Below are 22,794 nucleotides of genomic sequence, written 5' to 3' on the forward strand. Positions count from 1 at the left end.
TGATCAGCACGGCTTCGGCGTCCAGGGGAAAACCGAAGTGGTAGGCCGCCTCGATGGCGCCGATGGCGACCTTGTCGATCATCTCGAGGGCCGATGGAACGATCCCGCGGGCCACGACGCCGGCGACTGCGCGGGACGCATCCTCCACCGTGTCGAAAACCGCCAGGAAAGTCCGCCACGCCTGCGGGAGGCGGGTCAGCTTGACCCAGGCCCGCGTGACGATGCCCAGCATGCCCTCGGAGCCGATGAGGAGCCCGCGCAGGTCATAACCCACGGCGTCGTCCGCCTTGCCGCCGAACCACGTGACCTGCCCGTCCGGCAGCACCACCTCCACGCCCAGGGTGTGGTTGGTCGTCACGCCGTATTTCAGGGTGTGGGGGCCGCCCGAGTTCTCGGCGATGTTCCCGCCGATGGTACAGGCGTACTGGCTCGAGGGGTCGGGCACGAAATGGTATCCCCGCGGTCCGACTTCCTTCGACAGGTGCAGGTTGACCACCCCGGCCTCCACGAGCGCCCGCTGGTTCCGGAAGTCCACCTCCACGATGCGGTTCATCCTGGTCAGCGCGATCATGACCCCGCCGTCCGGCGGCAGGCTTCCGCCGCTCAGCCCGGTGCCCGCACCGCGCGCCACGAAGGGCACCCTCGCGTCGTGAAGGATCCGGACAACGGCCGCCACCTCCTCCGTCGTGGTCGGGTAGACCACGGCGTGGGGGGCGTTCCGGTCGATGGTCAGCCCGTCGCATTCGTAGACGATCAGCTGGTCCGGGGCGTCGATGACGTTCTCCCGGCCCAGCGCGTCCGCGAGCCGATTCACGAGTTGGTCTTTATCCATCAGGACGTCCCTGTCGGTCTGGGCGGTTCGGCATGCACGCAACGCCGTGCCGGGCGCTGCGCTACCCGCCGTGCTTCGATCTGGTCAGGTCGAGGAATTCCATCCGGGTACTGCGATCGTCCCGGAACACCCCGAGCATGGCGCTCGTCGTCGCCTTGGAGTGCTGTTTCTCCACGCCGCGCATCATCATGCAGAGGTGGCCCGCTTCCATGACAACGGCCACCCCCAGGGGATCGAGGCAGGTCTGAAGGGTCTGGGCAATTTGAGAGGTCAGGCGTTCCTGCAGCTGGAGACGCCGCGAGAATACGTCCACGATGCGGGGGATCTTGCCCAGTCCGATGATCTTGCCGTTGGGAATGTAAGCGATATGGCACTGGCCGAAAAACGGCAGAAGATGATGCTCGCACAACGAAAAGAACTCGATGTCCTTTACCAGCACCATCTCATCGTAGTCTTCCTCATAGATAGCGTTATTTATGACGGTTTCAATGCTTTTTTGATAGCCCTGGGTCAGAAAACGCAGGGACTGGGCCACGCGGTGGGGAGTCCGCCTGAGTCCGTCACGGTCCGGATTCTCGCCGATTTCCGCGAGCAGCGACCGCGTCAATCCCTCGATCGGGTCCATCGTGGTTACCGCTCCTCTTCGCCAAAGTACTCGAAGGCGTTCTTGGATGTCTCCACCAGGCGAATCCGATAGAGCGAAGGGTTCTCGAAATACGGAAGCAGCCGCTTCCAGATCGCTCTGAGCAACTCCTCCGAGGTCGGATTGACCGTCCGGAACTCCTCCAGGTCGTGGTTCAGATGCCGGTGATCGTAACGATCCACGACTTCCTGCCGGAGGATGTCATCGAAACGCCCCATGTCGATGACCGTTCCCGTCGCTTCGTCCACCGGTCCCCGGACCGTCACGGCCAGCTCGTAGTTATGGCCGTGTCCGTGCGGATTGTTGCACTTACCGAATATACGCACGTTCTCTTCGTCGCTCAACCTTATACTGTGCAGGCGGTGGGCGGCGTTGAACTCGACGCTTCTCGTGACGTAGACCATGCTGTCGTCTCCGGTGTATTCAATGTTCCTGGTCCGGCTTTCATGGAGCCGGACGCTCGTAAGCCTGCAAGGGCCGGTTCCGCTTCCCAGCGCATGCCAGAGATGGCGGGCGAGTCTTTCGCTGGTAGGCGCCGGACCGCCCAGCGCCCCGTGGTCATGGTTCAGGTGGCTCAGGTCCAGCGGTTCGATCACGTCGCCCAGTCGACGCTTGACTTCGGTCAGGTTCAGGACGACGCCGGTCCGGGGGTCGACCGCCCCCCCGAAGGTGAATTCGGCCACGTAGTCGTGGCCATGGCCGCTGCCGATGGCGCAGGCACCGTATACCCGCCTGTTCCTGGCTTCCGGCCATTCCGGGTTCCGGCACAGGTGCGCCGCCGAGAACCGGGCTTTTCGGGTGAGGAGCATCATATTTCGAAGGGTTCGACGGTCGGTGGGCCGAGGGGAAGGACTTCCGCGCTAGAGTGCGGCGACGGCGGCCGCCGTGACGGCCTCGACAGCCTGCCCGAGCGTACCGTCGAACACGGCGCCCGCGGCGTTCTTATGGCCCCCGCCGCCCAGGCCGACGGCGATCTGGTTGACGTCGATTTCCGGGCGGGACCGCAAGCTGATCTGGACCGAGCCGTCCCGGGCTTCCACGAAAATGATCCCGATTTCAATTCCGGCAATGGTCATGGTCACGTCCACGAAACCGCTGGTATCCGATGACAACGCGCCGGTTTCCTCGATCATGGCCCGTGTTACGGTCAGCCAGGCGATGCGGCCGCACCCGGTGAACTGTATATCCGAAAGCGCGCGGCCCATGAGACGGGTGCGGGCTCCGGTGTTGCGATGGTATATCTGGTCGTAGACCCGGGACGGATCGACGCCGGCGGACAGAAGCCGGGCCGCGACGATGTGGGCGCACGGCGCGCTCCTGGCGAATCGGAAGGACACGGTGTCGGTCAGTATGCCCGTGTACAGGGCGTCCGCCGCCCGCGCCGTAAGCGGCGCGCCCATCGAGTCGATCAGATCGTAGACGAGTTCGGCCGTGGAAGACGCCTTCGTCTCGATCACCGAGACCGGCGTAATCAGTTCGCTGTAGGGATGGTGGTCGATCACGACCTTGGCCGCCGCCGATTCCTCCAGCGGCTTCCGCAGACGCCCCAGCCGGTCCCACCCGTTGGCGTCCACGATGACGACCACGTCCACGGAACCCAGGCGCTCGATGTCCGCATCCGCGGCGGGCGCGAGGATATCCCCATCGGGGTCCAGCCAGGCATAGGCATCGGGGATGGCGTCGTTCATGGCGACGACGGCGTCCTTCCCCAGGGCCTTCAGACACTCGTAGACCCCCAGGGCGGACCCGATCGAGTCCCCGTCGGGATTGACGTGACTGGAGATTACGAAGGACTGATTCGACTCGATGACTGCCTTGACTTCATCCCACATGGCCATATTCCATGGGTCGGACCTGACGACGCCGCGCAACGCGTCCTTGCCTGACTCCGCTCCGATGAATCGGGGGACCTGACGACCGGTAAGAACGCCGAAAATAATCTCCGTTCGCCTTGCGTGTCAAGGTTAATCGTTGGCCTGAAGCAGATCGGGAACAGGTTAAATGATTGATAAATAAGCGTTTTAATTGACACGCCGCGTTCCGCCGGGTAGTATGCATGAAATCTACGGAAACCCATCGTATCAACGCCTTGCCGCCTCCCGGCGGATCCGGCCTTCCCCTCAGCCTCCTGTCCAGCACACGCCCATGCCGAACGCACTCGTCCTGTTTATGAAAGCTCCGAGGCCCGGGACGGTGAAAACCCGGTTGACCCCGCGGGTTTCGATGGGCGAGGCGGCGGAACTCTATTCCGCCTTCATCCTGGACACGCTTCATCTTGCGCAAAGGGTCACCGGCACATCCCTCTTCGTCGCCTGGACACCGGATGACGGGCTGGCGGAACTGCAGTCCGCCCTGCGCAGACCCGGCGGACCGGGCGGACCGGGCGGTCCCGACGTGAACTGGTTCGGCCAGCAAGGCGGCCATCTCGGGGAACGGTTGTCGAACGCCTTCGCGGTGTTCCTGAAAAAGGGGTGGGACAAAACGGTCGTGCTGGGTGGCGACAGCCCCCTCCTCCCCCACGCTTTCGTCGAAGAAGCCTTTGATTCGCTGGACCGTCACGATGTCGTACTGGGACCCGCCGCCGACGGGGGCTACTACCTGATCGGACTGCGCGGACTGCGCAGACCCGGCGGACCGGGCGGACCGGGGAGATCGGGACACGGGGGGAGGGCCGCCGGCCGTTACGCCAGCCTGTTCGAGTCCATTCACTGGGGCACGGACCGCGTTTTGCGACAGACCCGGGCGGCGATCCGGGCATGTGGGCTGTCCTGCCATGAACTCCCGACCTGGCACGACGTGGACCGTCCCGGCGACCTGGACCGGATCGCCCGCGACATACGGTCGCTGCGCGCCAGTGGCGATCATGTAACGGGGCGCCACACGGAGTCCGCGCTGGAGGCTGTCACCCGGGGAAGGAACCCTGCATGAAACCCGGTCGGGAAGACCTGAGACTTCTGCTCGCCCGCCTGCCCTCCGTGCACGCGCTGCAACGCCAGTCCGGCATCAGGGCGCTGCGCGACCGATTCGAGGACCGGCAGATCGATACCGCGATCCGCAAGGTGCTGCGCGACACGCGGGACAGGCTCCGGTTCCGTCCGCAAGAGGCGGAGGCGTGCCAGTCGGCCTGGCTGGCGCCGGGGACCCTCGCCGAAGGAGTCGCCGCACTCCTGGAGAGCGAAGTCCGTCCAGCGGACGGGGACCTGATCAATGCCTCCGGCATCCTCTTCCATCCACTGACGCGGGACCGGTACGCCGGGACGGCCGCCCGGAGGGCTTCGAAGTTGGCGCTCACGCTCGCGGCATTCGAGGACACCGGCCGCACCGCGAGGCTGCTGCGCGAGTTGACCGGCGCCGAAGACGCCCTGGTCGCCCGTTCCGTCTCCGCCGCCTTCCTTCTGGCGGTACGATCCCTCGCGGAAGGGGCGGAAGTCGTCATCAACCGCGGCCAGTCGGGGCTGATCGACGCACCTTACGACAGGCGCCCCGTGAATCCGGTGGCGGTCTGCCAGTTCGCGGGCGCCAGCGTGGTCGAGACGGGCGCCACCAACAAGACCCGGTTGTCCGACTACCTTTCCGTCGTGCGCGACCGGACCGCGCTGATCGTCACGGCCCGTCCGTCTACATACGCCCTTCGAGGTTTCACCGAAGAAGCCGGACAGGAAGAAATCGTTCGGGCCGGAGCGGATTCCGGCGCCACGGTACTTCACCTCGCCGGCGATACGACGTTGCGCCCGGTCCCTTCCGCCGCGTATCCGTCCGCGTGTTCCGTCGCGGAAGCCGTCCGATGCGGCACACCGTTGATCGTCATGGCCGGCGGCGGCCTGATCGGCGGACCGCCCTGCGGCCTGCTGATCGGAAGCCGCCGCGTCATAGCGCGTATGAGAAGACACGGCCTGTGGCCCTCGGTGCAGGCCTCCCGGCACGTGCGGGCGGGACTGGAGGCGAGGCTGGCTGAACTGGCCGACAGCCGTTGCGACCTCGAGTGCCATCCGGCCGCCCACATGCTGGCCGCATCCCGTGATGAGGTAGGCGCCCGGGCCCGGCAGCTTCTGGATCGTCTGTCGGAAAACGGCCGGCACCATGCGGCGTGTTCCGTGATCGAAGGACAGGCGCATCTTACGACGTACCGCCTCCCCGGCGACGGCATGGCCAGCTTCGCGGTATCGGTCCGGCCCGCGGGGATGCGGCCCGGAGACCTGGCGCGGCGCTGGTTGAAAGGGACCCCGGCGCTGCTTGTCGACTGCTGCCGGGACGGTATCCGGATCGACATGCGCGGCGTGGAGAAATGCCGGATTCCGGATGTGGCGCGCATCGCGAGGCCCGACTTATAACTTCAGGTTCCGGACGTGGCGCGCATCGTGAGGCCCGACTTATAACTCGTGGAAATAATAATACTTGTACGTGAACGGCGGGCCGGATATATTCGAAGCCGTACCACTGAAGTCCGTACTCATTCACATGGAAATGAGCTATCTTGCATCCTGAGCAAGCCATCTCCGACGTGATCCACGTCGGCAAGCGGATGTATGACCGGGGGTACGTAGCCTCGAATGACGGAAACCTCAGCGTACGGCTGTCCGAAGACCGTCTGCTGATCACCATGACCGGTGTCAGCAAAGGGTTCCTGACCCCCGAAAAGCTAATCGTCGTCGACTATGACGGAAGGGTGATCTCCGGAAACTACGTGCCGTCGTCCGAGATGAAAATGCACCTGATGGTGTACCGCGAGCGTCCGGACGTACACGCCGTGGCCCACGCCCATCCGCCGACGGCGACGGGGTTTGCCGTGGCCGGCGAAAATCTGCCCGACACCCTTTTGCCCGAGGTGATCGTCTCCCTCGGGTTCGTACCCATAGCGCCCTACGGGACGCCGGGGACGATGGAACTGGTCGAATCGCTCAGACAATACGTGCGGGATTATGACGCGGTCCTGCTGGAAAACCATGGCGCGCTGACCCTGGGGCCGGATATCGTCGCGGCATATCACAAGATGGAAACCATGGAACACTGCGCACGGATCGCCCTCGTAGCCCGCATGCTCGGCCGGGTCAACACCATAGACGAAGAGCGCGTGGACAAGTTGCACCAACTATACGGCCGGCCGTAATCGCCCGCCAGAAACGCGGATTCCGGGCCGAGGAACCTACATGACCACGACGCGCAGAGAACTGGTCAATGAAATCAGCGAGACGCTGGGACTGAAGAAGACGCAGATCTATCCCGTGATCGACGCGCTTTTCGAAATCATGCGGGAAAACCTGGTCGAAGGCAACCGGATCGAGATCAGGGGATTCGGCGCCCTGGAAATCAAGAATACCCGTCCGAAGCCGGCGGCACGCAATCCGCGGACCGGTTACACCATCGAGGTTCCGGCCCGGCGAAAGGCCAAGTTCAAGCCGGGCAAGATACTCAAAGAAGCGCTGCGCGCCCAGCGGAAGCGGCGGGATTAGTCCGGCCGGGCCCTGTCGAATCCGGTCGGCCCGGCCGCGGCCACAGGAACGCACAAGGCGCGCGGGGTTCGACCCCTCCACTCCGATCAGCGAAACATGCCTCCCTACTACCCGGTCGGCAAGCTGCCCGCGGATGATCTGGACCGCATACTGCGCCGCCATGCTTCCGGTACCGACCCCAGAGTGCTCGTGGGCCCGGGTATCGGCCGGGACGCGGCGGTCATCTCATTCGGCTCCAGCGTACTCGTAACGAAGACGGACCCCATCACCTTCGCCACCGAAGAGATCGGCTGGTACGCCGTTAACATAAACGCCAACGACGTCGCCGCCATGGGCGCGGCGCCCCGGTGGTTCCTCACGACCATACTGCTCCCGGAAGCGAAAACGAGCCCCGAACTGGTGGACCGCATTTTCGCCGGACTGTCCGACGCCTGCGCCGAGCTCGGCGTTACGCTCTGCGGCGGACATACCGAAATAACCCACGGCCTGGACCGGCCGCTGCTGATCGGGCAGATGCTGGGGGAGACGACTCCCGACGGATACGTTTCCGGATCCGGCGCCCGCGCCGGCGACCAGATCCTGCTGACCAAGGGAATCGCCATCGAGGCGACGGCCCTGATCGCCATGGAAAATGGAGACGAGCTCAGGGCCCGCTTCTCCGACGACTTCCTCGAGACGTGCCGCCGGTACCTCAGGCGGCCCGGCCTCAGCGTGGTCAGGGAAGCCCGTATCGCGATGGAAACCGGCGGCGTCCACGCCATGCACGATCCGACGGAGGGCGGACTGGCTTCCGGATTACGGGAAATCGCCGTTGCTTCCGGGGTCGGCATGCTCATCGAGGAGGACCGGGTGCCCCTCCTGCCCGAATCGGACGCCCTTTGCACGTTCTATGGCCTGGATCCCCTTGGCGTCATCGCATCGGGCGCCCTGCTCATCGTGGTGGATCCGGACCACGCGGAGCCTGTCGTCGCGCGCCTCTCGGAAGCCGGCATCCCGGCCACCGCGATCGGGTCCGTACGGCCTCCCGATTTCGGGATTCGACTCAGAAGAAATGGATCGCTCGTCGATCTCCCGGCCTTCGACCGGGATGAAATCGGCAGGGTATTCGAAGCGTCGTGACCGCATCCCGGTCCGGGAAAAAGCACTTGCATGCAACCCCCCGGAAGATTAGATTTGCAAATCGTAAAGCTGGAAACACGGCGTGCCGCAAGGGGTAGTTGGCCGGCCCGGTCCTGTTACCGTCTTCGCATTCCTTCAGGAGGGCATCATGGAAAAAGTGATGGAAATCATCGTTTTCCTCATGAAGCACATGCAGGATGAAAAGGGCCGCTTCAACGACATCGCCGATGTTTCCCAGACGCTGGTCGGTCACGGCTATACCCAGCAGGAGGTCAACACGGCCTTTGCCTGGCTGTTCGACCGCCTCCAGGCGCAGGCGGAAGTCGTGGTCGATCCGACCAAGCCGCTCCAGCCCAAACCCAACCGGATTCTGCACGCCGTGGAACAGCTGATGATCCAGCCGGACGCGTACGGCTACCTGCTGGAGCTTCGCGAACTGGGCCTGATCAACGATACGCAGACCGAGCTGATCATCGAACGGGCCATGCTGACGGGCGCCCGTTCCGTCACCCGGGATGACATCAAAACCATCGCCGCCCCGATCCTGCTTGAATCGGAATCCGGCCAGGTCATGATCTGGTTGCCCGACGACCTCGAAGACGGCATAATCGGAAACTAGAGACAGCCCCTCCATCATCCCCAGCGCGACTACGCACAAACATGCCCAAATCACTTGTTATCGTGGAATCTCCGGCCAAGGCCCGTACGATTAAAAAGTACCTGGGCAAGGATTTCGAGATCATGGCGTCCGTGGGCCATGTCAGGGACCTGCCGCCCAAGAGCCTGGGGGTCGACGTCCAAAATGGCTTCAAGCCCGAGTATGTCACGATTCCGGAGAAGGAAAAGGTCGTAAAGGAGCTGCGCAGCGCGGCGCGGTCGGCCGATCATATCTTCCTGGCGACGGACCCCGACCGGGAAGGCGAAGCCATAGCCTGGCACGTGGCCAGCCAGTTGGGCAGCGGCAAGAAGGAAGTCGGAAGGGTCCTCTTCCACGAAGTAACGCCTCAGGCGGTGCGGACGGCCATAGACAAGCCCGTCCCCATCGACATGCAGAAAGTCAACGCCCAGCAGGCGCGCCGCGTCATGGACCGTCTCGTCGGATACCAGGTCAGCCCCTTTCTCTGGAAGACGATCACCGGAGGATTGAGCGCGGGCCGGGTACAGTCGGTGGCGCTGAGGCTGATTTGCGAACGGGAAACCGAGATCGAGAAGTTCGAAGTCGAAGAGTACTGGTCCATAGCGGCTCACCTCCGGTCGGAGCGGGACGCCGTATTCCCGGTGAAACTGATCCGTTCCGGCGGGGAGAAGCTCCATATCCCCGACGAGGAGGCGGCCCGGGGCCTGATCGACGACCTGCGCGGGAAGGCCTTCGAGATCGACGACATCACCAGGAAGCGCACGCAGCGCAATCCCTATCCGCCCTTCATCACCAGCACCCTGCAGCAGGACGCGGCCAGGCGCCTTCGGTTCACCACCCAGAAGACCATGATGATCGCCCAGCAACTCTACGAAGGCATCGAGCTGGGGGACGAGGGGGCCATAGGGCTGATTACCTACATGAGGACGGACTCGACCCGCATCGTGGATGAAGCGGTCGAGGCCGTCCGAGGCCTGATCGCCGAAGTCTACGGCGCCGAGTACGTGCCCCCCAAGCCTCGCAGATTCAAGACCAAGCCGGGAGTCCAGGACGCCCACGAAGCGATCCGGCCCACAGCGGTGGACCGCAGCCCGGAAAAGCTCAAGTCCTTCCTGACGCCGGACCAGTACAAGCTGTACGAACTGATCTGGCTGCGTTTTGTGGCCTCCCAGATGCGGGCGGCCCGTTTCGACGTTACCACCGTGGACGTCCGGACCGGGAAGTACCTGTTTCGCGCCACGGGTACCGTGCCGACCTTCGCGGGGTTCCTGAAGGCTTACGAAGAACCTGTCGACGAAGACGCTGAACAGAAAGAGGACGAGAAATCCCTGCCTGAGTTGCGGAAAGACGAAAAACTCGCCCTGGAGAAACTCGAGCCGAAGCAGCATTTCACCCAGCCTCCGCCCAGGTACACGGAGGCGAGCCTCGTCAAGGAACTCGAGGTCCGGCAGATCGGCCGGCCCAGCACGTATGCCCAGATCATCAGCACGCTGCGCATGCGCAAGTACGCGGCCATGAAGCAGGGCCGATTCACGCCCACGGACTTGGGCATGGCCGTAAACCGTATCCTGGTCATGGCCTTCCCGGACCTGTTCGACGTGGCGTTCACGGCCAGGATGGAAGACGCGCTGGACCGCATTGAAACGGGCGAGCTGGACTGGACCGGCACCCTGGTGGATTTCTACCAGCCCTTCAATGCGCGGCTTCAGTCCGTTAACGCCCAGCGATCGGAACTGAAAAGCACGCTGACGGAGGAAACGGACGAGACCTGCGAGAAGTGCGGCAAGTCCATGATCATCAGGTGGGGGCGCAACGGCCGTTTCATGGCGTGCGGGGGATTTCCCGCGTGCAGGAACACCAGACCGATTAACGACGGCGAGAACGCCGGCCTGAACTCCGACGAAGTATGCGATAAGTGCGGTCAGAAAATGGTCGTGAAAACCGGGCGGTACGGCCCGTTCCTGGCGTGCAGCGGATATCCGCGCTGCCGGCAGACGCGGCCGGTCAACCTCGGCGTCAACTGCCCGGAAGAAGGTTGCGGGGGGTTCCTGACGGCGCGCCGGTCGCAGAAGGGCCGCAATTTCTTCGGTTGCAGCAACTACCCGAAGTGCCGGTTCGTGGTGTGGGACACCCCGGTCGATCACCGCTGTCCCCGCTGCGATTATCCCCTCATGGTCGAAAAACAGGAAAGGTCCGGCCGGTCGGCGCTGCAGTGTCCGAAATGCAAGCACCGGACCCGGCCCGCCGAGCCGGTACCCGCCGGTTCGGACCATGCGGACCATGCGGACCATGCGGACCATGCGGACCATGCGGACCATGCGGACCATGCGGACCAGAGGTTCCAGGAGGCGTGACCGATCATGGAAAAAGAGGTCGGCGAATTCCTTGAGCATCTCGAAATCGAGCGAAACTACTCCCGGCACACCCGGTCGGCCTATGCCGGAGACCTGGCCCAGTTCCTGTCTTTCCTCTCCGACCACACCGGCACCGGCACGCCGGCACCGGATTCCATCGACAAGTCCGATGTGCGGGCATTCCTCCACCACCTGCACCGGGAAGGTTTCAGCAGGCGGACCATCGCGCGCCGTTTCGCGGCCGTGCGGTCCTTCTTTCACTTCCTCTGCCGGGAAGGGGTCGTTGCCTCGAATCCGTGCGTCTATCTTACCACGCCGAAATGGGACCGTCACCTGCCCCGGTTCCTGGACCGGAACCAGGTGGAAGCGTTGCTCGGCCAGCCCGACCGCAGCCAGGTGCTCGGACTGCGGGACGCGGTCATCCTGGAACTGCTCTACGGGGCCGGCATGCGGCTGTCGGAACTCGTCGGACTCGACATCGGCGCGATCGAACTGACGGAAGAGCGAATCCGGGTGATCGGGAAGGGGGACAAGGAACGCATCGTACCGCTGGGCGGGCAGGCGCTGTCCGCGCTGGCATCCTATATGGACGCCCGTCCCCTGCTGATCAGAACGGAGCGGGAAGATACGACCGCGCTGCTGCTTAACCAACACGGCCGCAGGCTGACGGGCCGCGGGGTCCAGTACATCCTGGGAAGATATGGCCTCAGGATAAGCCAGCAGGGGCTGACGCCCCACGTTCTCCGTCATACGACCGCTACGCACCTGCTTGACGCCGGAGCGGATCTGCTGGCTGTCAAGGAACTGCTCGGCCACGAACGGCTTTCTACCACGCAAGTCTATACCCACGTCGCCCTCGACCGCCTCAAGAAGACGTACGACGACGCGCATCCCCGCGCCTGATTTATGAACCGGACGCCGGTCATTCTCGCTTTGATGGTCTCGTTCGGCATGACCGCCCTGGCCTGCGCCCGCGAAGGCATGCCCCCCGGCGGCCCCCGGGACCGCTTTCCGCCCTACGTGGTGGAAACCGATCCACCGGCGGGCTCGACCCACGTACCGTTGGACGTTTCCCCGAAGCTGACCTTCAACGAACGCATCCAGCCCCGTTCCATCGAGGGCAATCTTTTCATTGCGCCCATCGTCGAATTCGAAGCCGAAGCGAACTGGCGGGGCAACGAGATTACGGTTCGGTTCGAGGAGCCCATTCTGAGCGAGAGAACCTACATCATTCCGGTGGGCACCGGCATCAGGGACATGCGGGGGCACCGGCATCAGGGACATGCGGGGGAACCGTATGGATTCCACCTATGTATATGCGCTGTCGACCGGCCCGAACATCGAAGAGGGGGAGGTCAGCGGCCTGGTGGTCCACGAAGGCCGGCCTGCCAGGAATGCTTACATCTGGGCCTACAGCCTCTCCGGAAAGCCCGATCCAGACCCGGCCGGTACGACCCCGGACTACCTGATCCAGGCCGGCCGGGACGGTACCTTTACTTTTACTCATCTCTCGACCGACCGTTACCGTTTCTTCGCCTTTCTGGACCAGGGCAGAGACCGTCTCTATGACGCGGATGTGGATCCGGTCGGGGTACCGACACGAGACGTCGTCCTGTCTGAAGAGGAAATGGCGGACGGTCCAATGTGGTTCCGCATGGCCGTAAACGACACCGCCGCCATGCACGTGACATCCGTCCGGACCTCCCACATGCGTGAACTGAGTGTTTTCTTGAGCGAAGCACCCCGCGGAGACCAGGTCCAGGACCTCGACGCCTACGTTATCACCAGCGTGGAGAAGGAAGAAAGCCTCGAGGTCACGTCCGCGTACCAGGATCCGGCGGACCCGGCGACTATCGTGCTCACCACGGCGCCCCAGGTCCGCGACAGGGCGTATCTCCTGACCGTGAACGGACTGGAAAACACCTGGGGGGAACCCATCGACTCGACGGAAAACACCGCCGAATTCACCGGGTCGTCCACAGAGAACCCGCCGCGGCCGAGACTCCTGGAGGTTCAACCGGGCAACCGTTCGCGGGATATCGCGCAGTCCACCGAGCTCCTGTTCTCTTTCAGCGAGCCCGTGTTCATGGAGGAAGGGGCCGTGGTCCTGTTGGACTCCACGGGCCTGGAGGCAGGCGGGGGGATTCGATGGATTAACCCCACGGTCGCCGCGATGCGGCCCGATACCCTGCTTCAGCCGAGTGCCGAGTACGAGATCCTCGTACTGGCCGGCCTGGTTAAAAACGGGTTCGACCTGCCGCTGCAGGCCACGGGCGACCGTCCCGATACGCTCGCTTACGCCTTCTCTACCATCAATCCCGAGAGTTACGGTACACTGTCGGGGCGGTTCGAAGATGAAGACCCCGCGATCACGGGGCCCGTGGAGATCGCCCTTTACGGCGTACGGGACGCGGCCCCCTCGTCGGAGATCGAACTGGCCGGACCGGGTGATTTTCGGTTTGACAACGTCCTGCCAGGCCGGTACATCCTGCAGGCCTATCGCGACGCGAACGGAAACGGACGATATGATTTCGGTTCCGCGATGCCCTTCGTTCCCGCCGAACGGTCCATGGTCCACCCGGATACCGTGGAGATACGAACGGGGTGGGAGACGGAGGACGTAACGCTCAGGCTGAACCGCTAGTCCGTCAGCATCCCGGTGCATGAAAGGAGCTGTCCGTGAACCACGGGAATACCGTCCTTACTTTGCAGGACGCGGTGGATGTCCTGAAGACCCGGGGCATCGTAACCGTCGAAGGCGTGTTTTCACAGGAAGAGACGGCGGAGTTCCGGACCCTCCTGGACCGGACCATCGAGGAAGCGAGCCGCGTCGCGACCTACAAGGGGCGGCCGACCGACAAGCTTCTGGGCAAGTCGAGGGACACGGTCTGGCTGCTGTGGGAACTCTATGCCGTTTGCGAAGGCGGGCTCCGGTTCTCGCGGCATCCCGCCATCGTCCGTGTGCTGGAGCGCGCGCTGGGAGAGCCGGTCCGGCACGCGAGCATCGGCACGATGTTCGACAAGGTGGCCGGCGGGGACGCCGAGATCGGGTGGCACCAGGATACCTTCTTCATCGTCGATCCGCCGGACGACGGGGACACCGACCTCACGGGATACTGGACCCAGTTCGGCCACGTGCACGTCCGGCCCGGCGATATCGAATGGAAGGAAGACTACTTCCGGAAGACCATCATCGTGCGCATCAACGTGGATCCGCAGACCATCGAGAACGGCGCCATGAAGGTCCTCCCCGGATCCTATCTCGAAGGGCCTCTCGAACTGGCAGCCAGGCCGGGCGGACCGGGCGGGCTGGCGGACTATGTCGCCGCCCACGAACACGAGGCCATCGACTGCACGGCGGGCGAGGGCAGCGTCACCTTCTACTACCCCACCATGCTCCACAGTTCGGCGGTCAGCACGGCGCCGCCGGGCGAGCACCGGCGGGCCGCCGCACACCGGGTCCGCGCGGAAAGCCTGGAGATTCCGGGATGGAAATGGCCCGTGGACTGGCCGGAAGGCGCGGAACGGATCCGGCCGGAATCCGGTTTCGATCTGGACCCCTTCCCCTGATCTCCGCCTCCGGCTCCGCGCACTCCAGCATCGAGCCCTCCTGCGACGAGCCCTTCAGCACCGAACCCCGCCTCCGGCCCGACGTCTACCACCGCCCCGGTCCCTATCTCCGCCCGGACGCTTCTCCGCGTTCCCCGATGTACAGGGTGGCGAAGGCCGGCGCGAAACCGCTCCACCTGCGGTCGCCGAACCGGTTTTCCCCGATGCCCATGACCCAGGGCTTGACCAGGGTCGCGTTGACCATGTTGTGCAGGAATACGCCCGCGGCTTCCTCGGCCAGGATCACCTCGGCATCCTGGTACATGGCGACGCGTCTGTCCTCGTCGAATACCCGCGCGGCGGCATCCACCAGGCGATCGAAACCATCGTGTTGCCAGTCCTGCCGGCCCGATCCCGCGGGCTGGGAGCGCCACGGCACGGCGATCATGTCGCTGGGGTCCGGGTAGTCCATGTTGAACCAGAGAAATCCCCACGGGATCTCGTGGTCGCGCATGAAGGCGTTGAAGGCGTTGGTGGACTGCTGACGGAGATTCACTCTGATCCCCAGGTGTTCCCGGAACATCTGCTGCATGGCGACCACCACGTTCCATTCGTCCGGCGTCGGCGGCTGGCCCCGCACCCAGAGTTCGAGCGGGGGAAGTCCCTTGCCGCCGGGATAGCCCGCCTCCGCCAGTCTCTGCCGTGCCAGCTCTGGATCGAAGGCCTGGTACTTCCGGATCCGCTCCACCTGGTAACCGGGAAACCCTTTCGGCAGCATGCCGTAGGCGGGCGTGGCGCCGCCGCCCAGGACGACGTTGCAGATGGCCTCACGGTCGATGGCGTGGGCGAGGGCCTGGCGCAGCCGGACGTTATTGTAGGGAGGCTCGGTTGTCCTGAAGATCGTATAGTAGGTGCCGAAGTTGGGGTAGGTGATCAGCTCGCGGCTCAGGGCGGGATCCATACGCGCGTGGTGATAGTCGGGGCCCAATACGGCGATCCGGTCGAATTCACCGTTTTCATAGGCGGGCAGGCCCCGCCAGCCCGGAAGGATGAAGGTGAACTCAATGCGTTCGAGGTATCCCTTCCACGGTCCGTTGTAGTGGGGATTGAGCGTATAGGTCATGCCGACGCTCTTGTCCCAGGTCGCGAGACGCCAGGTGGAATTGGACACGCAGTATTCCGGTTCGGACCACTGTATCCCGTACTTTTCCACCTGCCACCGGGGCGCCGGCACGGAGGTAAAAAAGGTGAGTATGTAGGGGAAATAGGAACAGGGTTCTTCGGTTTCGATCACCAGCGTTCGGTCGTCCACGGCCCTGACGCCGACGGTCGACGCATCGCTTGTCTGCCCCGAGTTGAAGGCCCGGGCGCCCTTGATCGGATAGTAGAAGTAGGCGAAGATGTTGGCGTTGGCGGGATCGAGCAGCCGGCGGAAGGACCACGCGAAATCGTGGGCGGTCACCGGCCGGCCGTCGCTCCACTTCGCGCCCGCGCGGATCCTGAAAGTCCAGGTCACGTGGTCGTCCGCTACGGACCAGGACTCGGCCGCCGCGCCCCTGATCTCCATGTCTTCGTCGAAGACCAGCAGGGATTCGAAGAGGAAGGCGTTGAACTGGGCGTCAAAGAGGGATATGCCCACGTCCAGGGTGGACGGCTCCAGCATGCTCAGCCGGATGTACTGCTCGCCCAGGGGCGCGGCGTCGGCCGGCAGCTCCCGGCCCACCGAATTGACGCGCGACGCCTGCGTTCCGGCGCCGGATCCGTCACCCGGCGATCCGCAGGCCGCGATGAAAAACGCCGCGGTGCAGATAAGGGCGTGTATCCGTCGACGCATCGACCCCTCAAGTTTACCACGCACCGCCGGACCATGGGCTGCCTGCCGTCCATGCGGTCCGGCGCCGCAGGTTGCCCGCAGGCCAATCGGTCATTCTTCCGCGAAGGCGGCGTCGAAGGCCACGTCGGACGGCGGAAAGTCGACGCCCTTCGTGAAGTCGCAGGCTTCCTCGGCGCCATGCTCACGGTCCATACCGCTGTCTTCCCACTCGATGGAGAGGGGGCCCTGGTACCCGATCTCGTTCAGCGCGCGGATGATCTCCTCGAAATCGATGCTGCCGCGGCCGAGCGACCGGAAATCCCAGTAGCGGTCGGGATGGCCGAAATTGACGTGCCCGCCGAACACCCCGGCCCGGGTCGGGCGTTCCGACCACCAGACGTCTTTCATGTGCACGTGGTAGATGCGATCGCGGAAGGTCCGGATGAAGTCCACGTAGTTCACGCCCTGGTAGCCGAAGTGGCTGGGATCGTAGTTGAATCCGAAGGCCTCGCGGTTGCCCAGGGCGTCCAGCGCGCGCTGGGCGGACGAGATGTCGAAGGCGATCTCCGTGGGATGCACTTCCAGGCCATACCTCACGCCGACCTCGTCGAACACGTCCAGGATCGGATTCCAGCGCGCCGCGAAATCATCGAATCCCGCGTCGATGGACGACGGGTCCACGGGCGGGAAGGAATAGAGCAGGTGCCAGATCGACGAACCGGTGAACCCGTTGACCACGTCGAGGCCCATGTTCGCGGCCGCCCGGGCGGTCTGCTTCATCTCTTCGGCGGCGCGGCGGCGCACGCCTTCCGGGTCCCCGTCTCCCCAGACATGGGGCGGCAGGATCGCCTCGTGACGGGAATCGATCAGATCGCAGACCGCCTGTCCGGCGAGATGATTGCTGATGGAGAATATCTGCAGGCCGTGCTTTTCGAGCAGCGCCCTGCGGTCTTCGCAGTACGCCTTGCTCCCGGCGCCCTGATTGACGTCGAAATGGTCACCCCAGCAGGCCAGCTCGAGACCGTCGAACCCCCATCCCGCCGCCTTCTCGGCGAGGGTTTCAAGGGTGAGGTCCGCCCACTGGCCGGTAAAAAGCGTTACGGGACGGGACATGATCGGTTGCTCCTTTCTGTTTCATTTGCGACGCGGGTCCGCCTCTCCATCCCGCGCCGGTAGCTAATGCACGGGGCGGCGGCCTACAGGTCGGCGATCCTGACCCAGGCACCGTTTTCCGCCGACAGCGAGACGGCTTCCAGCACGGCCTGGTCCCGGACGCCCTCGTCGAAATCCGGATGGAGGTTGTCGTCGGCGCCGGCGATGGCCTGCATGAGATCGTACACCTCGTGGATGAAGGTGTGTTCCCAGCCGATGATGTGCCCGGGCGGCCACCACCGGTCCATGTAGGGGTGGACGCCTTCGGTCACGATGATCTCGCGGAAGCCCTGCACGTGGTCCTCGTCTTCCCGGTTGTAGTACTGAAGCTCGTTCATCTTCTCCAGGTTGAAGGCGATGGAACCCTTGCTGCCGTTGATCTCGAAACGGTTTCCGTTCCGCCGCCCGCCGGCGAACCGCGTGGCTTCGAAGGAGCCCACGGCGCCGTTCTCGAACCGGGCCAGCGCCAGGGTCGTATCGTCCACGGTCACCGGTCCCCTGCGGGTGGAAGTCCCGGCGCTGGCGCCCAGGGCCGAATCGATCTCGTCGACGATGGGACGCTCCTTGATGAAGGTCTCCTGCATGCCGGTGACCTCGGTGATCTCGCCGATGAGATACCGGGCCAGGTCGATGATGTGGGCGTTCAGGTCGCCGTGGGGCCCCGAGCCGGCCTTCTCCTTCTGCAGGCGCCACACCAGCGGGAAGTCGGGATCCATGATCCAGTCCTGCAGATAGACGGCGCGCCAGTGATACACCTCGCCGATGCGCCCTTCTTCGATGAGCCGCTTGGCCAGCGCGACCGCGGGCACCCGGCGGTAGTTGTAGGCCACCATGCTCTTCACGCCCGCCCGGTTCACGGCGTCGGCCATGGCCCGGGCTTCCGCGAGGCTGTTGGCCAGTGGTTTCTCGCAAAAGACGTGCTTGCCCGCTTCGGCGGCGGTAATGGCGATCTCCGCGTGGCTGTCGCCCGGCGTCGATACGTCGACCAGATCGATGTCGTCCCGGGCGATCAGGGTCTTCCAGTCGGTCTCGTAGCCCTCCCAGCCGAACTCGGCGGCCGCGCCCCTGACGTTCTCCTCGTTCCGGCCGCAGATGGCTTTCATGACCGGCACGCCGGCCGCATCCGGAAAGAAGAAGGACATGTCCTTGAAGGCGTGGCTGTGCGCCTTGCCCATGAATGAATAACCCACCAGGCCCACGTTGACGTTGCGTGCCATGTATTGCTCCTTTCTCGTCTCGCGCGCCGCCGGGGCGGTCCGTTCACCGCCTCAGCGGACGGTCCGGCTCACGAAGCCAGCTTTTCCTCTACGTAATCCTTCAACTCGTCGATGGGCACCCGGTCCTGCGCCATGGTATCCCGGTCGCGGACCGTCACCGTACGGTCGTCGATCGTCTGGAAATCGACCGTGACGCACAGCGGGGTGCCGATTTCGTCCTGGCGCCGGTAGAGTTTACCGATGGCGCCCGTGTCGTCGTATACCGTGCGTATCCTGCCCCCGGACTGCAGCGCCTTGCGGATATCCCGGGCCGTGGACGCGAGCCGGTCGTCGGTCCGCTTCAGCGGAAAGACCGCCACCTTGACCGGGGCCAGGTGGGGCTTGAGCCGCAATACCGTCCGGTAGTGGTCGCCGATGACCTTCTGGGACAGGTTCCTCAGCGCCTTGCCTTCCTTGATCCGGTCGGCGCCCGGCATGGCCAGGAGCGCGTCGATGCGCGGCATGCTTTCGGGCAGTTCGCTCGAAATGGACTCACCGAAGGAGAGCAGGGCGTCCCGCGCGTCGGCCGGCAGCTTCGTGTTTCCCGAAACGGCGGCGTTGAACGCTTCGAGCCCGCTGCCGATCCCGGAGGCCTTGTCCTCCGGCGGCGCCTTGACCATGGGTTCGTCATAGGCTTCGCTGAGGACGGCCAGCAGGCACCGGCCGACCCCCGCCGACGGCTCGACCACGAAGGGGATCACGTGGCGGTTCGTCTGCGGATCGAAATAGGATAGCCGCGTCGTGCTGGACGGGTTTTCCGCCACCTGCGCCGTGAGTTCGTACTGCTCCTGGTACCGCGTGTGGGAGCCCAGGTCGAAATCCGTCCGGCTGGCGATGCCCTCGAGCTCCTCGTAGCCGAGGGTGGGATACCCGTACATCAGGTCGTAGGTCTTCTTGGAGTAATGGGCGAGGTCCTCCCGCGGCACGTCGTGAATCCGGATGGCGCCGCGGGGTACGCCGATGTGTTCCCACCAGTCGAGCCGGTCTTCCAGCCACCGGTCCTGCCACGCGTCCTCCGTGCCGGGATGGACGAAGTATTCAATCTCCAGCATGTCGAACTCACGCACGCGGAACAGGAAATTGCGGGGATTGATCTCGTTGCGGAACCCCTTGCCCACCTGGGCGATGCCGAAGGGCAGCTTGCGCGCCGTGGTGGTCAGCACGTTGTTGAAATTGACGAATATGCCCTGGGCCGTTTCCGGACGCAGGTATGCGTAGGCGTCTTCTTCCGAGACCGGACCCACCTGGGTCTTGAACATCAGGTTGAAGGGCCGCGGCTCGGTCAGGTCCGTGGAACCGCAAGCAGGGCAGGAACCGTCCACCTGGTCGGCGCGCCACCGGCCCTGGCACTTGCGGCAGTCCACCAGGGGGTCGACGAAGGTCTCCTCGTGACCCGAATACCTCCAGGTCAGCGGATTCATCAGGATGGCGCTGTCGAGCCCCTCCATGTCATCCCGTTCATAGACGTTGCGCCGCCACCAGGAATCCACGATGTTGTTCTTCATCTCGACGCCCACCGGGCCGTAATCGTACAGTCCCTGCAACCCGCCGTAGATTTCGGAGCCCGGGTAGATGATTCCTCGGCGTTTGCAGAGCGATACGAGTTGTTCCAGCGAGACAGCGGGCACCGCGATCCTTTCCGATCCGAATGACGGGGAGATGACGGGCAGTACGGCGCTTTCGGCACGCCGCGCATAACGCGTTCAGCATAACGAAAACCCCGCGGAGTGTCAACCCAAAAGGCCCTCCGCGCACCGAAAATATAGATTGACATAAACAGGGGTCCCGCGCATTGATACATAGCGTTTTTTCGGTGCATCCCCATCTTTCGGAACCCTGATTCGACGCCTGGTGTACAGATGCATGAATCGACCATAAGCCATGACCAACTCGGCGCGGTCGCCGGCGACTTCCAGGGCCGGCCGGCCGTACTCCACTACGGGAACGCCGCCGCCGAATACCGGTCGGTCCGGACCGCGGCCGGCCTGTGCGACCTTTCCCAGCGTGGCAAGTTGCGCATGACCGGCGCAGACCGGCAAAACTTCCTGCACCGCGTGGTGACCAACGACGTGGAACAACTCGGCGCCGGCGAGGGCGTCTACGCCTGCATGCTGACGCCCCAGGGGAAGATCATCTCGGACATGACGGTCTATGTACGTGCGGACGACCTGCTTATCGACGTGGAACCGGGGATGGCGGGCGTCCTGCGGGACACGCTAGACCGCTATGCCCTCATTGACGCCGTCGAAATCGAGGAGGTCACCGCCCGGTACGGATTAATCGGCGTGTACGGCCGCAAGGCGGAGGCCTGCCTGCAGAGTCTGGCCGGCCCCGTGGACCCGCTGCCACCCTGCGGACACGTGGAGATCGAATGGAACGGCCTGCCCGTTACCGTGGCGCGGTCCCGCCGTACGGGTGAACGGGACTACGACGTGTACGTCCCCGCCGAAAGCGCGGATGAAATCTGGAAGGCATTGCTTGGCGGCGAGGGAGACGCCTCCTGCGTCCCCATTGGCTTCGATACGCTCGAGGTGCTTCGCGTGGAAGCGGGCATCCCCCGCTGCACGGCGGAACTGGACGACCGCATCATTCCCAACGAAGCGGTGAAGGACCGGGCGGTCAGTTTTGCCAAGGGGTGCTACATCGGCCAGGAACCGGTCGTGATGATGGAACACCGGGGACGCCCCAACCGATTGCTGTCGGGCCTCGCCATAGAAGGAGAAACGCTGCCCGAACGGAATGCCCCGATTCAGAAGGACGGCAAAGACGCCGGCTGGATCACCACGGCGGTTCATGGCCGCGCGGTACAGGGCATCATCGCGCTGGGATTCGTCCGGCGGAGATACAGGGAGTCGGGCGGACCGGTGGGTGTAGTGGTGAACGGCGGCCTGGCCGGCGCCGAAATCGTGGATCTGCCTTTCTTCGATCCCGCCCCGTAAACACCCGGCATTATACCGAGGCCTTCTCATCCCATGTCGAACCGTTCCTTCTCCCTCCATTCCCCCCTGGACATGCACATCCACTTCCGCGAAGGCGCCATGTTGAGGCGCGTGGCGCCGCTGAGCGCGGAGACCTTCGCGGGCGGCGTGATCATGCCCAACCTGGTGCCCCCCGTGGACAATCTCGACCGGCTGGAACGGTACGGACGGGAAGTCCGGGAGGCCGTGGGCGGCCACGCCTTCGAACCCTATATGACCCTGTTCATGCGGCCCTATACCGAAAGCGAACTGGCTTCGATGAAGGACCGTATCATCGGCGTCAAACTGTATCCGGAGGGCATCACCACCCACAGCGACGAAGGGGTCGGCGACCTCCGCGACGTGGAGGACACCCTGGCCCTGATGCAGGACCTGGGCATCCGGCTGATGGTACACGGTGAATCGACGGACTTCGTCATGGACCGCGAGCGCGCGTTCCTTCCCGTCTACGAAGACCTGGCCACGCGCTTTCCCCGGCTGGCCATCGTCATGGAACATATCACGACCCGGGAGGCTGCCGCGCTCCTGGACCGCCACGAAAACCTGTCGGCGACCGTCACCCTGCAGCACCTGCTCATCACCCTGGACGACGTGGCGGGTGGGCTGTTCAACCCCCATCTGTTCTGCAAGCCCATCGCGAAGCGGCCGGAGGATCGCGACGCGCTCCTCGCGCTGGCCCTCGAAGCCCACCCCGGGCTCGTCTTCGGCAGCGATTCCGCGCCCCACCCGGTCGACAAGAAAGAGTGCTCCGGCTGCGCAGCGGGAGTCTTCACCGCCCCCATCGCCCTGCAGATGCTCGTCGGACTCTTCGAAGAACACGGCGCGCTGGACCGGCTGCAGGCCTTCGTCTCGGACAACGCGAAGCGGATCTACGGGGTCACGCCCCCGGAAAAAACCGTGGTGTTCGAGAAGACCGGGGCGGCCATCCCCGAGCGATACGGGGAAGTCATCCCCATGTACGCGGGGCGGAAACTGGACTGGAAGGTGGCGGCGGTGCGTTAAAGCGGCCAG

The 22,794-nt window shown here is 64.3% G+C and carries 20 protein-coding genes; 12 read left to right on the forward strand and 8 right to left on the reverse strand.

Annotated features, from left to right (window positions below; translation table 11 throughout):
• The 4 genes from OXG98_04985 to OXG98_05000 all read right to left on the reverse strand — a co-directional run.
• Nucleotides 1–832 (reverse strand): FAD-binding protein (locus OXG98_04985; protein ID MCY3771358.1); only part of this gene is annotated, 832 nt, incomplete at its 3' end.
• A gap of 61 nt (nt 833–893) precedes the next feature.
• Entirely contained in the window at nt 894–1,457 is a 564-nt protein-coding gene (gene folE / locus OXG98_04990; GenBank protein ID MCY3771359.1) for a GTP cyclohydrolase I FolE, read from the reverse strand.
• A gap of 5 nt (nt 1,458–1,462) precedes the next feature.
• Nucleotides 1,463–2,287, reverse strand: a complete 825-nt coding sequence (locus OXG98_04995; protein MCY3771360.1) for a 6-carboxytetrahydropterin synthase — start codon at nt 2,285–2,287, stop codon at nt 1,463–1,465.
• A gap of 48 nt (nt 2,288–2,335) precedes the next feature.
• Nucleotides 2,336–3,307 carry a bifunctional oligoribonuclease/PAP phosphatase NrnA gene (locus tag OXG98_05000; GenBank protein ID MCY3771361.1) on the reverse strand — a complete coding sequence of 324 codons (972 nt, stop codon included), beginning with the start codon at nt 3,305–3,307 and terminating at the stop codon, nt 2,336–2,338.
• A 313-nt stretch (nt 3,308–3,620) separates the two neighbouring features.
• On the opposite strand from OXG98_05000, the gene OXG98_05005 reads away from it, so the two are divergent.
• The 10 genes from OXG98_05005 to OXG98_05050 all read left to right on the forward strand — a co-directional run bounded on the left by OXG98_05005 (nt 3,621) and on the right by OXG98_05050 (nt 14,605).
• Nucleotides 3,621–4,403: a TIGR04282 family arsenosugar biosynthesis glycosyltransferase gene (locus tag OXG98_05005; protein MCY3771362.1), complete on the forward strand. Its 783-nt coding sequence runs from the start codon at nt 3,621–3,623 to the stop codon at nt 4,401–4,403.
• Complete coding sequence (locus OXG98_05010) at nt 4,400–5,806, forward strand: hypothetical protein (protein MCY3771363.1); 1,407 nt, start codon at nt 4,400–4,402, stop codon at nt 5,804–5,806. Before OXG98_05005 ends, OXG98_05010 begins: the two co-directional genes overlap by 4 nt.
• A 143-nt stretch (nt 5,807–5,949) precedes the next feature.
• Nucleotides 5,950–6,582, forward strand: a complete 633-nt coding sequence (locus OXG98_05015) for a class II aldolase/adducin family protein (GenBank protein ID MCY3771364.1) — start codon at nt 5,950–5,952, stop codon at nt 6,580–6,582.
• A 40-nt stretch (nt 6,583–6,622) separates the two neighbouring features.
• Nucleotides 6,623–6,925 (forward strand): integration host factor subunit beta, encoded by a 303-nt coding sequence (locus tag OXG98_05020; GenBank protein MCY3771365.1) that lies wholly within the window; start codon nt 6,623–6,625, stop codon nt 6,923–6,925.
• 96 nt (nt 6,926–7,021) lie between these two features.
• Nucleotides 7,022–8,044, forward strand: a complete 1,023-nt coding sequence (locus tag OXG98_05025; protein MCY3771366.1) for an AIR synthase family protein — start codon at nt 7,022–7,024, stop codon at nt 8,042–8,044.
• A gap of 148 nt (nt 8,045–8,192) precedes the next feature.
• The gene (locus OXG98_05030; protein MCY3771367.1) at nt 8,193–8,663 is read left to right on the forward strand and encodes a DUF494 family protein; all 471 of its coding nucleotides are present in this window, start codon (nt 8,193–8,195) and stop codon (nt 8,661–8,663) included.
• Between the two features lie 41 nt (nt 8,664–8,704).
• The gene (gene topA, locus OXG98_05035) at nt 8,705–11,035 is read left to right on the forward strand and encodes a type I DNA topoisomerase (GenBank protein ID MCY3771368.1); all 2,331 of its coding nucleotides are present in this window, start codon (nt 8,705–8,707) and stop codon (nt 11,033–11,035) included.
• A gap of 6 nt (nt 11,036–11,041) precedes the next feature.
• Entirely contained in the window at nt 11,042–11,938 is an 897-nt protein-coding gene (locus tag OXG98_05040; protein ID MCY3771369.1) for a tyrosine recombinase XerC, read from the forward strand.
• 394 nt (nt 11,939–12,332) lie between these two features.
• Nucleotides 12,333–13,679 (forward strand): hypothetical protein, encoded by a 1,347-nt coding sequence (locus OXG98_05045; protein MCY3771370.1) that lies wholly within the window; start codon nt 12,333–12,335, stop codon nt 13,677–13,679.
• 35 nt (nt 13,680–13,714) lie between these two features.
• A complete protein-coding gene (locus OXG98_05050; protein ID MCY3771371.1) occupies nt 13,715–14,605 on the forward strand; it encodes a phytanoyl-CoA dioxygenase family protein in 891 nt (296 codons plus the stop codon).
• Between the two features lie 103 nt (nt 14,606–14,708).
• Here OXG98_05050 and OXG98_05055 read toward each other — a convergent pair whose 3' ends face one another.
• The 4 genes from OXG98_05055 to OXG98_05070 form a co-directional block, all read right to left on the reverse strand.
• Complete coding sequence (locus OXG98_05055) at nt 14,709–16,418, reverse strand: peptide ABC transporter substrate-binding protein (protein ID MCY3771372.1); 1,710 nt, start codon at nt 16,416–16,418, stop codon at nt 14,709–14,711.
• Between the two features lie 90 nt (nt 16,419–16,508).
• Entirely contained in the window at nt 16,509–17,510 is a 1,002-nt protein-coding gene (locus OXG98_05060) for a sugar phosphate isomerase/epimerase (GenBank protein ID MCY3771373.1), read from the reverse strand.
• Between the two features lie 83 nt (nt 17,511–17,593).
• Nucleotides 17,594–18,766, reverse strand: a complete 1,173-nt coding sequence (locus OXG98_05065) for a Gfo/Idh/MocA family oxidoreductase (protein ID MCY3771374.1) — start codon at nt 18,764–18,766, stop codon at nt 17,594–17,596.
• Nucleotides 18,767–18,834: 68 nt separating this feature from the next.
• The gene (locus OXG98_05070) at nt 18,835–20,433 is read right to left on the reverse strand and encodes a His/Gly/Thr/Pro-type tRNA ligase C-terminal domain-containing protein (GenBank protein MCY3771375.1); all 1,599 of its coding nucleotides are present in this window, start codon (nt 20,431–20,433) and stop codon (nt 18,835–18,837) included.
• Nucleotides 20,434–20,664: 231 nt separating this feature from the next.
• On the opposite strand from OXG98_05070, the gene OXG98_05075 reads away from it, so the two are divergent.
• Entirely contained in the window at nt 20,665–21,744 is a 1,080-nt protein-coding gene (locus OXG98_05075) for an aminomethyltransferase family protein (GenBank protein ID MCY3771376.1), read from the forward strand.
• A 33-nt stretch (nt 21,745–21,777) separates the two neighbouring features.
• Nucleotides 21,778–22,785 (forward strand): dihydroorotase, encoded by a 1,008-nt coding sequence (gene pyrC, locus OXG98_05080; protein MCY3771377.1) that lies wholly within the window; start codon nt 21,778–21,780, stop codon nt 22,783–22,785.
• Nucleotides 22,786–22,794 lie beyond the last annotated feature (9 nt).

The organism is Gemmatimonadota bacterium, from assembly GCA_026706345.1.
Lineage (GTDB): Bacteria > JAAXHH01 > JAAXHH01 > JAAXHH01 > JAAXHH01 > JAAXHH01.

What these genes read in the sequence shown, in the direction of transcription:
- folE (MCY3771359.1), bottom strand. Translation starts at nt 1,457, where the DNA reads ATGGACCCGATCGAGGGATTGACGCGGTCGCTGCTCGCGGAAATCGGC.
- OXG98_04995 (MCY3771360.1), bottom strand. Translation starts at nt 2,287, where the DNA reads ATGATGCTCCTCACCCGAAAAGCCCGGTTCTCGGCGGCGCACCTGTGC.
- OXG98_05000 (MCY3771361.1), bottom strand. Translation starts at nt 3,307, where the DNA reads ATGTGGGATGAAGTCAAGGCAGTCATCGAGTCGAATCAGTCCTTCGTA.
- OXG98_05005 (MCY3771362.1), top strand. Translation starts at nt 3,621, where the DNA reads ATGCCGAACGCACTCGTCCTGTTTATGAAAGCTCCGAGGCCCGGGACG.
- OXG98_05010 (MCY3771363.1), top strand. Translation starts at nt 4,400, where the DNA reads ATGAAACCCGGTCGGGAAGACCTGAGACTTCTGCTCGCCCGCCTGCCC.
- OXG98_05020 (MCY3771365.1), top strand. Translation starts at nt 6,623, where the DNA reads ATGACCACGACGCGCAGAGAACTGGTCAATGAAATCAGCGAGACGCTG.
- OXG98_05025 (MCY3771366.1), top strand. Translation starts at nt 7,022, where the DNA reads ATGCCTCCCTACTACCCGGTCGGCAAGCTGCCCGCGGATGATCTGGAC.
- OXG98_05030 (MCY3771367.1), top strand. Translation starts at nt 8,193, where the DNA reads ATGGAAAAAGTGATGGAAATCATCGTTTTCCTCATGAAGCACATGCAG.
- topA (MCY3771368.1), top strand. Translation starts at nt 8,705, where the DNA reads ATGCCCAAATCACTTGTTATCGTGGAATCTCCGGCCAAGGCCCGTACG.
- OXG98_05040 (MCY3771369.1), top strand. Translation starts at nt 11,042, where the DNA reads ATGGAAAAAGAGGTCGGCGAATTCCTTGAGCATCTCGAAATCGAGCGA.
- OXG98_05045 (MCY3771370.1), top strand. Translation starts at nt 12,333, where the DNA reads ATGGATTCCACCTATGTATATGCGCTGTCGACCGGCCCGAACATCGAA.
- OXG98_05055 (MCY3771372.1), bottom strand. Translation starts at nt 16,418, where the DNA reads ATGCGTCGACGGATACACGCCCTTATCTGCACCGCGGCGTTTTTCATC.
- OXG98_05060 (MCY3771373.1), bottom strand. Translation starts at nt 17,510, where the DNA reads ATGTCCCGTCCCGTAACGCTTTTTACCGGCCAGTGGGCGGACCTCACC.
- OXG98_05065 (MCY3771374.1), bottom strand. Translation starts at nt 18,766, where the DNA reads ATGGCACGCAACGTCAACGTGGGCCTGGTGGGTTATTCATTCATGGGC.
- OXG98_05075 (MCY3771376.1), top strand. Translation starts at nt 20,665, where the DNA reads ATGCATGAATCGACCATAAGCCATGACCAACTCGGCGCGGTCGCCGGC.
- pyrC (MCY3771377.1), top strand. Translation starts at nt 21,778, where the DNA reads ATGTCGAACCGTTCCTTCTCCCTCCATTCCCCCCTGGACATGCACATC.